The sequence below is a fragment of the Boudabousia tangfeifanii genome, assembly GCF_001856685.1.
Lineage (GTDB): Bacteria > Actinomycetota > Actinomycetes > Actinomycetales > Actinomycetaceae > Boudabousia > Boudabousia tangfeifanii.
In genome coordinates this window covers 1042439-1056116 of the sequence record NZ_CP017812.1, presented here as the reverse complement: position 1 = coordinate 1056116, position 13678 = coordinate 1042439, and the positions used below count along the sequence as shown (strand labels likewise).

The window sequence follows — 13678 nt, the reverse complement described above, 5'->3', positions numbered from 1 at the left end:
AATTTTGCCCAGGTTAACGGTTTTCACGTTAACCTGGGCAAAATCAGACTAGCGAAGCTTATTCGTCGTCGTCTTCGTCTTCTGGGACGTAGTCAACGCCAGCTTCGGCACGCTGCTCTGGGGTAATCGGTGCCGGAGCATCGGTCATTGGATCCCAGCCAGCCCCAATCTTCGGGAAGGCGATAACGTCGCGAATCGAAGTGGAGTTGGTGAGCAACCAAACGATGCGGTCCCAACCAAGGGCGAAGCCGCCGTGCGGAGGGGCACCGAACTTGAAGGCGTCGAGGAGGAAGCCGAACTTCTCTTGTGCTTCTTCTTCTCCAATGCCCATGACCTTAAAGACACGTTCTTGCACGTCACGACGATGGATACGGATAGAACCACCACCAAGTTCATTACCGTTACAAACAATGTCGTAGGCGTAAGCCAAGGCGTTGCCTGGATCAGTTTCGAACTTGTCAATCCATTCTGGGGTAGGTGAAGTGAAGGCGTGGTGCACAGCAGTCCAAGAGGAGCTGCCCAAAGCCACGTCACCTTCCGCCTCTGCATCCGAGGTCGGCTTGAACAAGGGAGCGTCAACCACCCAGGTAAATGCCCATTCATTAGGATCGATTAGCTCACAACGCTTACCAATTTCTAGACGGGCAGCACCCAAAAGCTCACGGGAAGCGGTTGCTTTACCAGCAGCAAAGAAGATGCAGTCGCCAGGCTTAGCGCCAGTCTTTTCTGCCAACCCGGCCTTTTCTTCATCCGAAAGATTCTTGGCAACTGGACCACCAAGGGTACCGTCCTCGGCCAAAGTGACGTAAGCAAGGCCCTTGGCGCCACGAGCCTTGGCCCATTCCTGCCACTTGTCGAAAGTACGACGTGGCTGGGAAGCGCCGCCAGGCATAACTACAGCGCCCACGTATGGGGCCTGGAACACGCGGAAAGCAGTGTCCTTGAAGTACTCGGTGAGGTCAGTTAGTTCCAAACCGAAACGCAAGTCTGGCTTATCCGAGCCGTACTTTTCCATCGCATCCTTGTAGGTCATGCGAGGAATCGGAAGAGGAATTTCGTAGCCGATTTCCTTCCAAATGGCCGAGATAACTGCTTCACCAACAGCGATGACATCTTCTTGGTCAACGAAGGACATTTCGACGTCAAGCTGGGTGAATTCTGGCTGGCGGTCAGCACGGAAGTCTTCATCGCGGTAGCAACGAGCAATCTGGTAGTAGCGTTCCATGCCACCGACCATCAATAGCTGCTTAAAGAGCTGAGGAGACTGGGGCAGAGCGTACCAAGAACCAGGGTTCAAACGTGCTGGAACCACAAAGTCACGAGCACCTTCTGGGGTGGAACGAGTCAGCGTTGGGGTCTCAACTTCCACGAAGTCTTGACTATCGAGGACGTTACGGGCGGCACGAGCAATGGCAGCACGGAGACGTAGCGCCTTCTGCATAGAGGAACGACGTAGGTCAAGGTAACGGTACTTCAGACGAGTTTCTTCACCTACTCGACCAGCATCTTCGGCATTATCAGAAACTTGGAATGGCAATGGGGCAGAAGGATTGAGTACTTCTACCTCAGTTGCGATTACCTCGATCTGACCGGTGGCCAACGAGTCATTGGCATTTCCTTCGGGACGCTGGGCAACTTCACCAACGACGCGGAGAACGTATTCAGCACGTAGATCGTGTGCTCCGTCTTCTTCCCGAATAACTACCTGGGCGATACCAGAAGCATCACGAAGGTCAATAAAGGCGACGCCACCGTGGTCACGACGACGATCGACCCAGCCACAAAGGGTAACTTCTTGTCCAATGTTTGCCTCGGACAAGGTTCCAGCTAGAGCTGTTCTTAGCATATTCCAAATTTCCTTTCAGTTAGCGCACCGCGAGACGGGCGGGCGCAAGCCTAATCCTACTGCTTTGCTTCTTTGGTTTCCAAAAGAACCAGAGGTTTTTGCCCAGATGTGAATCTTCTTGCGCTAGCAATTAGGTGTTGCGAGTAGACGGATTAGGTTCAAAGCACCAAAATAGTAGACAATGACACGAGAACCAACTTATAATCCCCGACTCGCCACCCTGCTACTAGTCGGCTCCTGCATTTCTATTTGTTTTGCTGGTTTCGCCACTCTGGGGGTTACTACGATCCTGCCCAAAATTGCTCAGGATCTAAATGGCGATGTCATGTACCCCTTGGCTAACGGTATGGCTTTAGCGGGTCAGTTGGTTGCGACCGCTGTGGCCGGCGCTTGGTGTGATACTCGCGGTGCCTTGCGCCCGCTTTTGTTTGGTTTGGTGCTATTTGTTCTCGGCCTAATCACCTGCGGTCTAGCCCCGACAATGATGGTCTTCATTCTGGGTCGTTTAGCTCAAGGTCTTGGTGGCGGATTCTTGATGGTTTCCATGTACGTTTTAGTTGGCTCCATGGTGCCACCATTACGTCGCCCTTTTTTCTTCGCAGCTTTTGCGGCAGCTTGGGTGATCCCCGCGCTCATTGGCCCTTATCTCGCCGGTAAAATCTATAGCTACTTTGGTTGGCGAATGGTTTTCCATATTTTAGTGCCGGCTATTTTGGCCGCTGCGGCTATTCTACTGCCATTGCTACGCCATATTCCGCGATTTAAGGTGCCTTTAGCTCCCAGTGCCAGAAGAATTATGCGCAGCGCTATTGTAGCTTTCTTCGCACTTACAGTAGCCCAGCTTGGATTTACCCTGCCGATTGCTGGCGGCGGTATTTTCGCCTTAGTTGCTCTTATCGTCTTAGTTATTTCTTTGCGCTGGCTCTTCCCTCCGGGCACTTTGAAACTACGCAAAGGTACTGCCTCAATGGTAGCGGCCCGCGGATTTATTAACGCTTGCTATGTCGCCACTGAAACCTTCATTCCATTGATGCTACAAACTGCCCATAATTGGACGGTTGATCAGGCAGCCTTAGTAATTTCGGCAGGCTCGATTACTTGGGCAGCGGGAGCCGGATTCCAATCGAAACTAACCAGTGAGCATCTTCGTCGTAAGTTACCTACTGTCGGTGGAATCATGGCTGCCATCGGTGGGATTGGAACTGCAGCCGCAGCATTTCCAGCATTGCCTGGCTGGCTTTCCATCATCGGTTGGTGTTTTACCGCCTTTGGCGTCGGGTTAGCCTATCCAGCTCTCTCGGTACTCGCCTTAGCGGCAACCCCGAAGTCAAAGCACGGTTATATCTCTTCCACCTTGCAGTTGGCTGACTCACTTGGTGGTGCTGCTGCCCTCACCATTATTACTTCCGCCTTCGTTTACCTGGCTCATCTACCCGCTCCTGGACCTATGCTTCCGGCCATGATTCTGGCCATTTTATTGGGTGTTGGCGCGGCTTTCGCTGGTTCTCGCATTGGTTCTTTGGCTACCACCGGCGAGAAGTAGTGAGTGATTTCACTGCTCTAGATAGTGGTTTTTCGTCGATAGACCACTAGGGTGGACTTAGAGCCACTTGGCTAGCCATTTGGCTGTTTAATATTTTCCCCTCGTGATTGGCGATTTTTTGTCTGAACTTTCCTTTGCAGATCTTTCCCTGCCCCAAGACCTTCTACAGGCTGTAGAAAACCTAGGCTTTACCACTCCTACTCCGATTCAGGAACAGGCGATCCCTCATTTGCTAGCTGGCCGTGACATTGTCGGCGTAGCACAAACTGGTACCGGTAAGACTGCCGCTTTTGGTTTGCCACTTTTGGCTCAGGTTGATGCGGGCGGTCCGGTCCAAGCACTGGTCTTAGCACCCACTCGTGAACTTGCTTTACAGAGTGCCGATTCGATCGACGAATTCGCCCGTGAAAGCCGTGGCGTCGATATTTTGGCAGTTTATGGTGGCTCCCCCTACGGCCCACAGCTCGGAGCTCTTAAACGCGGAGTACAGGTAGTAGTTGGTACTCCCGGTCGTGTCATCGACTTGATTTCTCGTGGCGCCCTCGACCTGACTAATGTCCGCATGTTTGTGCTGGACGAGGCCGATGAAATGCTTCGTATGGGTTTCGCTGAAGATGTGGAAACCATTGCAGAAACCGTGCCTGATTCAGCTATTACTGCGCTCTTCTCGGCCACTATGCCACCGGCTATTGCCAAGGTCGCCAAGACTCACTTGAAGGATCCAGTCAACGTAACTGTTTCTCGTCAAGCCTCAACTACCACTACTGTTCGTCAGACTTACGCGGTAGTTCCGTTCAAGCACAAAATGGGCGCCCTATCGCGTGTCTTGGCAACCCGTACTGCGGATGCCGCCATCGTCTTCGTTCGTACCCGTGCCGATGCGGAAGAAGTCAGCATCGATCTAACTTCCCGCGGTTTTAGAACTGCCGGTATTTCGGGTGACGTGGCCCAGCGTGAACGTGAACGCATTGTAGAGCGCTTGCGCTCCGGTAGCCTTGATGTGCTGGTAGCTACCGACGTGGCTGCCCGTGGCCTAGACGTAGATCGTATCGGTCTTGTTGTTAACTTCGATGTGCCTCGCGAAGACGAAGCTTATGTGCACCGCATTGGTCGTACCGGCCGCGCGGGACGTACTGGCACCGCGCTAACTTTCTTCACACCACGTGAAGCTTCCCGTAAGAAGCGAATTGAGAAGCTTACTGGCGCCAAGCTGGAAGAAGTGGCGATTCCTACTCCTCGCGAAGTCAGCGAATTCCGCGCCAAGAACACTCTTAATCACCTTGATGAGCGGATTGAAAAGGGTCGTTTGGAACTCTACTTTGACTTGTTGCATGAACTCACCAAGGATGAAGAAGTAGATATTTATGATGTTGCTGCTGCTTTGCTAGCGGAAGCCGTGGGTGACCATGGCCCAGATGCTCAGCCAGATGTTCGTGGCAATGGTCGCGTTCGCCGAGAAGAACTAGTTGACGAAGAAGGCAACTTCGTAGCCGCTACTTTTGAACCAGGACGCGATGAGCCCCGTAAGGCTGCTCGTGCTGGTCGTCGTGGCGATCGAGAGACTCGTCCAGTTCGCGCAACTGGTGCGATGCGTCGTTACCGTGTCGAGGTTGGACACCGTGACGGAGTACGTCCAGGTGCCATCGTTGGGGCGATTACCAACGAAGGTGGCATCGATGGTCGCGACTTAGGCAAGATTGATATCTTCCCGTCGTTCTCCCTAGTAGAAATCTCTGGCGGACTTGAACCTGACGCTTCTTCGCGCATTGCGCGGGCGACTGTTTCTGGTCGTCAGCTTCGCATCAGCGAAGACTCCGGTCCTCGTGGTAGCCGTGATGATGACGGAGATCGTTTCGATCGCCGACAAGGTGGCGACCGTCGCTTTGATCGTCGCGGTGGCGGTAGCCGACCATTCAAATCAGGCGCTAAAAAGTTTAGCAAGAAGCGTCGTTCTTTCTGATTAGCTTCTAAAGTTTAGTTTTGGTGGGGTAACAGTCTTTGTTACCCCACCAAAACAATTCTCAGTCTTTTTGGTTTTTCGTTGTCTCGATTTATTAACAAAAAGTTTTAAGCTTGGTAGCTATCAAGTGCCACTGAAAGTAAACCATCTCGTTGAGCGCACCCTATTACTCTTTCAACGCGCGTGGATGTGCCCCTAAGTAAACCTCACGAAGTAGATGGTTAGAAAGCTTGGTGTAAATCTGCGTAGTAGTAACTGAAGCATGTCCCAATAGTTCTTGCACCACACGAATATCGGCACCACCTTCGAGCAAATGCGTAGCAAATGAATGCCGCAAAGTGTGAGGAGAAACCTCGGCTGTAATTTCAGCCCTTTGAGCCGCATCTTGAATAATTTCCCAGGCACTTTGGCGCGAGAGGGGTCGTCCTCGTTTATTCAAGAACAGTTCGGGATAGCCACTCCCCTTTGCGGCCAGGGCAGGCCTAGAACGAACTAGGTACGCTTCAACTGCTTGTAGCGCAAATGAGCCTACCGGCACAAGTCGCTGTTTATTTCCTTTGCCCGTCACTGTCACAAAGGCAATCTCGTTTTCTGTATTTAAATCTTGAACGGACAGATTAATCAACTCACTGACGCGAGCGCCGGTGGCGTATGCCAGTTCTAATAAGGCTCGATCCCGTAATGAGATCACTTCATCGGCTTGTTCAGTCCCCGCTAGGAGTGCTTCGACTTCGTCCGTTGTCAGGGCTTTGGGCAATTGTTTGCCAAGTTTTGTCGACGTTTGCAGGTAAGTGGGGTCATTTGTAGTTAATTGTTCCTCAATGCCATAACGATGTAATGCTTTCACGGCAGAAAGTGTGCGATTGATCGAGGCCGGTGCCAACCCCGATTTCCCCAGATGCACCATAAATTCTGAAACCAAAGTAGGCGTGATTTCAGCAACGTCAGTACACCCCTTTTCCTGCAAGAAATCCACATATTTTTCACAATCGCGCCGATAGGCAGCACTGGTATGGGTCGAAACTCCCCTTTCAACCCGAAGGTGGACCAGAAATTGTGAAAGCATTTGAGAAATCTGCATGGACTAATTTTAACGGTTTAGCCGCATTAGGATAGACTTAACGCGTGCCAATCGATAAGGAGGAAGCAATGAGCTTCGCATGGAATGAGGGCGACGACAAGGCGATTGCCCAACTTAAGGCGCTAGCTGCAGATGCGGTAGAAAATGCAGGTAGTGGCCACCCAGGAACAGCTATTTCTTTAGCACCTGCGGCTTACTTACTTTTCCGTGATTATTTAAAGTTAGATCCTAAGGATCCTAAGTGGTTGGGCCGAGACAAGTTTGTCCTTTCGATCGGTCACGCATCTCTTATCCAGTATTCGCAACTTTTCTGGCACGGTCTTGGACTGGAGCTAGATGATCTCAAGTCTTTCCGTCATTTTGGTTCTCGGACTCCGGGTCACCCGGAAGTTGACGTTACTGACTTTGTAGAGGTCAATACTGGTCCACTTGGTTCTGGCATTGCTTCGGCAGTTGGTATGGCCATGGCCTCGCGTCGTTTGCGTGGCATGTTAGATCCTCAGGCAAGCGGTGATTCAGTTTTTGATCAGCGAGTCTGGGTATTTATGGGCGATGGCGATATGCAAGAAGGGTTGTCGCATGAGGCCTGCTCTTTGGCCGGTGCCCAGCAACTTGGCAATCTAATTGCTATTTACGACGATAACCACATCTCTATTGAGGATGACACCGAGATTACTTTCACCGAGGACGTAGATGCCCGTTTTGAAGCCTACGGCTGGAATGTGGAACATGTTTCCTGGCTATTGGCAGATGGCTCTTATGAAGAGAATGTGGCTGCTTTCGATGAGGCGATTAAGCGTGCCTTGCAGGTAACTGATCGTCCTTCCATGATTCGTCTTCGTACTATTATCGGTTGGCCTAGCCCTAACAAGCAGAACACTGGCGGTATTCATGGTGCCAAACTTGGTGCAGAAGAACTTGCTGGGTTGAAACAGGCCCTTGGCATGAATCCAGAAGAATCGTTCGTAGTTGACGAGGATCTTTTGGCAGAGAGTCGGCGAGCTTTTGCGCAGCGTAATGGCGCTGAACGTGAGTCTTGGGATCAGCGTTTTGTTAAGTGGGAAAATGAGAATCCTACAGAGGCTGCTCTTTTGCAACGTCTATTGGCGAAGCAGTTGCCGCAGGGCTGGGAAGATAACCTTCCAGTCTTTGCGCCTGGCAAGCTAGCTACTCGTGCCGCTTCTGGTCAAGTGATTAATGCTTTGGCCCCAATCTTGCCTGAGCTCTGGGGTGGCTCTGCTGACTTGGCCGGTTCGAATAATACTTTGATGAAGAATGAGTCTTCCTTCTTCCCTGCCGAGCACTCCACCAAGGCATTTACTGGTAATAAATACGGCCGTAACTTGCACTTCGGAATTCGTGAACACGCGATGGGTGCAATCCTCAATGGCATCGCTTTAACTGGCTTATTCCTGCCTTATGGCGGTACTTTCATGGTCTTCTCTGACTACATGCGTGGAGCGATTCGTTTGGCGGCACTTATGGAGTTGCCGGTAACTTACGTGTTCACTCATGATTCGATTGGGGTTGGCGAGGACGGTCCAACCCACCAACCGGTTGAACATTTGGCTGCGTTGCGAGCAATTCCTAATTTGGAAGTAGTTCGTCCGGCAGATGCGAACGAAACTGCGCAAGCTTGGGCAAAGGCTCTAAGCGATCGAAAGCCCACTGTTTTGGCGCTATCTCGACAGGATTTGCCTGTGTGGGATCGTGAAAATGAAGGTCTGGCCAACGCCGATAATGTCCGCTATGGCGCCTATGTATTGCGTGATAGTGAGACAAAGGCAGAAGTTGCGCTCTTGGCGACTGGTTCTGAAGTCGCCTTGGCACTGGATGCCCAGCAGGCTCTTGCCAAGGAAGGAATCGCCGCTCGAGTCATTTCGGTCCCTTGTATGGAATGGTTCCAGGCACAGTCTGAAGAGTATCAGCAAAGTGTTTTGCCGGATGAAATGAGCGCTCGAGTTGTGATTGAAGCTGGGATTGCGATGCCATGGTACGAGTTGGTTGGTAATCATGCAAGCTTCGTTACTATGAGTTCATTTGGCACACCTGGCGGTGCAGATACTTTGTTCAAGCACTTTGGTTTCACCGTGGAAAACGTGGTGGCTAAGGCGAAGGAAGTTTTGGCTAAGTAGTCCGTTTAGACATAGGTTGAGGGCTGGGATTCGAGTTTGAATCCCAGCCCTCAACCTTAAGTATTAAGCGCTCTATATTAAGCTTCGTCTTTTGGCTCCACGACGCCACGACGCTTACGTAGTTTTTGTAGGGCTTCGTTTAGCAGCTTTTCACCATCAGTGTCAGTTCGACGCTCTTGAAGATAATCAAAATGCGTCTTGTACGGAATGTTTTCTGGTTCCTGCGGCGGATTCTGTGGGTCGCGTCCAGCCGGTAGGCCGCATTCATCGCATTCCCATTCTGATGGAATTTCTACTTTCTCAGAATCTGCGAAAGTAGGACTCGTGATGTGCCCGTTTACGCAATAATAATCAACACTAATTGTGGGAACTGATTGCACCCCAAAGTCAGCACGAGGTGAAGCCGAGCCTACTCGGCTTCCACGGATAGGACCATTAGTGTTGATTACTGACATCTTTACGCAAATCCAAACTTAACTAGTACCCCGAGGGTGATAATCAGAATGATCCAAATCAGGGCAGTGGCAATGGAGATTCGATCCAAGTTTCGTGCCGCAACACCAGATGAGGCTGCAGATGAAGACATGCCGCCACCGAACATGTCGGAGACTCCCCCGCCTTTACCTTTGTGCAATAGCACTAGTAGGATCATCAGCAGAGAGAGGATGGCTACCAGAATCTGGAGAGTCAAAATCAGAGCGGACACAATATTCCTTTGAAGTTATGAACAATAGTTAGTTAAAAGAATAATGCCTTATTGGTGGCATTAGCAAGCTAAATGGCGGTAGGGAGTCAAACTCCCTACCGCCATTAGTCTTATCAGGCCTCGAAGTTAACGATCTTCGAGAATTCTTCAGCCTTTAGCGAGGCACCACCAACGAGGGCGCCGTCGACATCAGGCTTTGCCATGATTTCCTTGACGTTGGAGGACTTTACCGAGCCACCGTAGAGGACGCGAACGGCGTCAGCGGTGTTCTGGTCGTAAAGTTCGGCAACGCGTTCGCGGATGGCACCGCAAACTTCCTGTGCATCTTCTGGAGTTGCAACTTCGCCAGTGCCGATTGCCCAGATTGGTTCGTAAGCGATAACGGAACGAGCAACGTCTTCTGCCGAGATGCCTTCAAGAGCACCGTCGATCTGCGAAAGAACGTGTTCTACCTGCTTACCTGCCTTGCGAACGTCAAGACCTTCACCACAGCAAATAATCGGAATCATGCCACCGGCAAGAGCAACGCGAGCCTTTTCGCCAACTAGCTGGTCAGATTCATTGTGGTATTCGCGGCGTTCGGAGTGGCCGACCACAATGTACTTAACACCAAGCTTGGAGAGCATAGCTGCGGAAACTTCACCAGTGTATGCGCCGCTTTCGTGAACCGAAACGTCCTGAGCGCCGTAAGCGATCCCTAGTTCGTCAGCCTCAACTACAGTCTGGACGGAACGAATATCGGTGAATGGTGGGATAACTACTACATCTGCTTTGTCGTAGTCAAAGTTAGCATCCTTAAGGTGAGCGGCTAGACCTTCTACCAAGGAGATTGCCTCTAGGTGGTCTAGGTTCATCTTCCAGTTGCCTGCAAGAAGTGGTTTACGTGTCATTTTCAGTCCTCCAAAACTGCGATACCGGGCAGTTCTTTGCCCTCTAGAAGTTCCAGTGAGGCGCCCCCACCGGTGGAAATGTGTGAGAAGGTGCTCTCGTCGAAGCCGAGCAAGCGAACAGCAGCAGCAGAGTCGCCGCCACCAACGACTGAGAAGCAGTCGCCTTCGCTCATGGCCTTGGCGACAGCCTTGGTGCCACCGGCGAATGCTTCGAATTCGAAGACGCCCATTGGACCATTCCAAGCAACGGTCTTAGCAGATGCAATCTTTTCGGCAAAGATTTCCTGCGACTTTGGACCGATGTCGAGGCCCATTAGATCTGCAGGGATAGCGTCGGCATCAACGACCTCAAACTTGGCATCAGCAGCGAAAGCTTCCGCAGCGACAACGTCAACTGGGAGGACGATTTCGACACCATTTGCTTTAGCTTCTTCCAAGTAACGCTGTACGGTTGGAACCTGGTCTTCTTCAAGCAAAGACTTACCAACTTCGTAACCCTGTGCCTTGAGGAAGGTGTATGCCATACCGCCACCGATGAGTAGCATGTCAGCCTTGGTGAGAAGGTTAGCGATCACACCGAGCTTGTCCGAGACCTTGGAACCACCAAGTACCACAGCGTATGGACGCTCTGGGTTGTCGGTAGCCTTACGCAAGGATTCGATTTCCTTGAGGACTAGCAAGCCAGCTGCGCTTGGCAACAACTTGGCGATGTCGTAAACCGAAGCCTGCTTGCGGTGAACAACGCCGAAGCCGTCCGAAACATAAGCATCAGCGAATTTAGCAAGAGCCTTAGCAAGTTCTTCGCGCTGTGCTTCATCCTTGGAGGTTTCGCGTGGATCGAAACGAATGTTTTCGAGAAGAGCGACTTCACCTTCCTGAAGCGATTCGACAGTTGCCTTGGCGTCGTCGCCGACAACGTCCTTGGCTAGCTTGACTGGAGCACCAAGTAGTTCTTCCAAACGCTTGGCGACAGGTGCCAAAGAGAATTCAGGCTTTACTTCGCCCTTAGGACGACCCAAGTGAGCCATTACGACAACCTTGGCGCCAGCGTCTAGCAAACGCTTAAGGGTAGGAAGTGCCGCACGAATACGACCATCGTCGGTGATGCGGTCGCCGTCCAACGGGACGTTAAAGTCAGAGCGAACCAAAACGCGCTTGCCGCGGAGGTCACCTAGAGTATCAATAGTTTTCACAAAAACTCCTATTTGTTTAAGACAGCAGACACCCGTGCACGCCAAAACATGCACGGGTGTCTGTCAGTCATGATTTAGAACTGAGAATCAGAGGCGTTCGCCGACGTAGACGGTGAGGTCTACTAGACGGTTCGAGTAGCCCCATTCGTTGTCGTACCACGAAACAACCTTGACCTGGTCGTCAATAACCTTGGTCAAAGGAGCGTCGAAGATGGACGACAATGGATCGGTGACGATGTCAGCCGAAACGATGAGGTCTTCGGTGTAGCCCAAGATGCCCTTGAGTTCGCCTTCAGCAGCTTCCTTAACAGCAGCGTTGACAGTTTCAACGGTGACTGGGTTCTTAGCGGTGAAGGTTAGGTCGGTTACAGAACCGGTTGGGACTGGAACGCGCAATGCGTAACCATCGAGCTTGCCCTTGAGCTGAGGTAGAACCAAAGCAACAGCCTTAGCAGCACCAGTCGAGGTTGGGATGATGGATAGAGCAGCAGCGCGGGCGCGACGCAAGTCCTTGTGAGGAGCGTCGTGTAGACGCTGGTCACCGGTGTAAGCGTGGATGGTGGTCATCAAGCCGCGTTCAATGCCGAACTTGTCGTCCAACACCTTGGCCAAAGGAGCCAAGCAGTTGGTGGTGCAAGAAGCGTTGGAGATGATGTTGTCCTTCTCAGGATCGTAATCGGTGTGGTTTACACCAACAACGAAGGTGCCGTCTTCATTCTTGGCAGGAGCCGAGATGATGACCTTCTTGGCGCCGCCTTCAATGTGAGCAGCAGCCTTGGTGGCGTCGGTGAAGAAGCCAGTGGATTCGATTACGATATCAGCGCCGAGCTCGCCCCATGGCAAGTTTGCTGGTTCACGCTCTGCCAAAGCGGCAATGCGGTGACCGTCAACGGTGATGGACTCGTCGTCGTAGGTCACTTCAGCCTTTAGACGACCCAAGATGGAGTCGTACTTTAGCAAGTGAGCCAAGGTCTTGTTGTCGGTCAGGTCGTTAACCGCAACGACCTCGATGTCCGCACCCTGTTCGAGGATGGCGCGGAAGAAGTTACGGCCAATACGACCGAAGCCATTAATACCTACGCGAATGGTCACAATGTCCTCCTAGTGTGCGAGTGTTTCGCACTCCTAATAATTCGAGAATTTCCAAAACCACTTTTGGTTTTGGGCCAGCGGCGGATACCGCTGTGCAGCACTTACTAATCTACCTGAAATTCCCCAAGATTAGAGAGGTATGGCACTGGTTTCGCTTGGCGAGTAATTACCTTCGCAGGTGACTTTAGCCCCGTGCAAGTAACCTAGCTTATTCGTCAAGCATGTCAGGGGTCAGAGCACTGTTAGTGTCTGCAATCCCCAAATCATGGGCTTTTTTATCTGCCATCGCCAGCAAGCGCCGGATTCGGCCAGCTACCGCGTCTTTAGTTAGTGGCGGATTCGATTTCTGTCCTAACTCTTCTAGCGAAGCCTCTTTGTATTTGAGTCGTAGTCGACCAGCTTCAATCAAGTGCTGCGGAATCTCATCACCTAGGATTTTGAATGCTCGTTCCACCCTAGCCCCGGCGACCACGGCCGCTCGTGCCGAGCGTCGTAGATTCGCATCATCAAAGTTCGCTAGGCGATTTACCGATCCTCGAATTTCGCGAACTCGACGCTTTTGCTGCCATTGATCAGCAGTTTCTTCACAGCCCATTTTGCGCAACAAAGTAGCAATCTGTTCGCCATCGCGAATCATAATTCGATCTACTCCACGCACCTCTTTGGATTTTGCAATAGCCCCCAAGCGGCGAGCAATACCGACCAAAGCTAAAGCTGCCTCCGGTCCTGGACATGTAATTTCTAAAGCCGCCGAACGCCCTGGCTCCATCAAAGAACCACGGGCCATTACAGCTCCACGCCAAGCAGCTAAAGCGACTTCACTCGATCCACCGACGATTCTTGGTGGCAAACCGCGGACTGGTCTGCGGTACTTATCGACGAGGCCGGTAACCCTAGCTAGGTTGTCTGCACCTTTAACTACTCGCACCACATAGCGATCCTGCCGTCGAATACCTGTGGATCCAACTACTAGCAGTTCAGAGTCCACTTGATAAAGCGATTTGAGCTCATCTTGCAACCGGAAGGCTCCCTCTTTGGAATCTAGCTCAGCCTCGATTACTACATGTTTAGCCACCAGATGAAGCCCACCCGAAAAACGCAGCGTGGCAGCAATTTCGGCAGCACGGGATTCGTTATCTCTCGCTCTAGACGAAGCAATTTCGGCTTTTAGAGTTTGAGTTAGTGACATGAGCTCCCCATTCTTTGGCACTTTGGTTGCAAGGTGTATGACA

At 51.6% G+C, this 13678-nt stretch carries 11 protein-coding genes; 3 read left to right on the top strand and 8 right to left on the bottom strand.

What is annotated here, in order from left to right; translation table 11 throughout:
- Positions 1-58: 58 nt before the first annotated feature.
- Positions 59-1846 carry an aspartate--tRNA ligase gene (gene aspS / locus BK816_RS04255; RefSeq protein WP_071164070.1) on the bottom strand — a complete coding sequence of 596 codons (1788 nt, stop codon included), beginning with the start codon at positions 1844-1846 and terminating at the stop codon, positions 59-61.
- Positions 1847-2027: 181 nt separating this feature from the next.
- Between aspS and BK816_RS04250 the strand changes: the two genes are divergently transcribed.
- Complete coding sequence (locus tag BK816_RS04250; protein WP_071164069.1) at positions 2028-3389, top strand: MFS transporter; 1362 nt, start codon at positions 2028-2030, stop codon at positions 3387-3389.
- Between the two features lie 103 nt (positions 3390-3492).
- Complete coding sequence (locus tag BK816_RS04245) at positions 3493-5349, top strand: DEAD/DEAH box helicase (RefSeq protein WP_083379066.1); 1857 nt, start codon at positions 3493-3495, stop codon at positions 5347-5349.
- A gap of 166 nt (positions 5350-5515) precedes the next feature.
- Here BK816_RS04245 and xerD read toward each other — a convergent pair whose 3' ends face one another.
- The gene (gene xerD / locus BK816_RS04240) at positions 5516-6430 is read right to left on the bottom strand and encodes a site-specific tyrosine recombinase XerD (RefSeq protein ID WP_071164067.1); all 915 of its coding nucleotides are present in this window, start codon (positions 6428-6430) and stop codon (positions 5516-5518) included.
- A 68-nt stretch (positions 6431-6498) separates the two neighbouring features.
- On the opposite strand from xerD, the gene tkt reads away from it, so the two are divergent.
- Positions 6499-8565: a transketolase gene (gene tkt, locus BK816_RS04235; protein ID WP_071164066.1), complete on the top strand. Its 2067-nt coding sequence runs from the start codon at positions 6499-6501 to the stop codon at positions 8563-8565.
- A 77-nt stretch (positions 8566-8642) separates the two neighbouring features.
- Here tkt and BK816_RS04230 read toward each other — a convergent pair whose 3' ends face one another.
- The 6 genes from BK816_RS04230 to whiA form a co-directional block, all read right to left on the bottom strand.
- Complete coding sequence (locus BK816_RS04230; protein WP_071164065.1) at positions 8643-9020, bottom strand: RNA polymerase-binding protein RbpA; 378 nt, start codon at positions 9018-9020, stop codon at positions 8643-8645.
- 2 nt (positions 9021-9022) lie between these two features.
- Positions 9023-9271 carry a preprotein translocase subunit SecG gene (secG, locus tag BK816_RS04225; protein WP_071164064.1) on the bottom strand — a complete coding sequence of 83 codons (249 nt, stop codon included), beginning with the start codon at positions 9269-9271 and terminating at the stop codon, positions 9023-9025.
- A 113-nt stretch (positions 9272-9384) separates the two neighbouring features.
- The gene (tpiA, locus tag BK816_RS04220; RefSeq protein WP_071164063.1) at positions 9385-10161 is read right to left on the bottom strand and encodes a triose-phosphate isomerase; all 777 of its coding nucleotides are present in this window, start codon (positions 10159-10161) and stop codon (positions 9385-9387) included.
- A 2-nt stretch (positions 10162-10163) separates the two neighbouring features.
- The gene (locus tag BK816_RS04215) at positions 10164-11354 is read right to left on the bottom strand and encodes a phosphoglycerate kinase (protein ID WP_071164062.1); all 1191 of its coding nucleotides are present in this window, start codon (positions 11352-11354) and stop codon (positions 10164-10166) included.
- Between the two features lie 87 nt (positions 11355-11441).
- Positions 11442-12446: a type I glyceraldehyde-3-phosphate dehydrogenase gene (gene gap, locus BK816_RS04210; protein WP_071164061.1), complete on the bottom strand. Its 1005-nt coding sequence runs from the start codon at positions 12444-12446 to the stop codon at positions 11442-11444.
- Between the two features lie 208 nt (positions 12447-12654).
- Positions 12655-13635 (bottom strand): DNA-binding protein WhiA, encoded by a 981-nt coding sequence (gene whiA / locus BK816_RS04205; RefSeq protein WP_071164060.1) that lies wholly within the window; start codon positions 13633-13635, stop codon positions 12655-12657.
- Between the last annotated feature and the right edge of the window lie 43 nt (positions 13636-13678).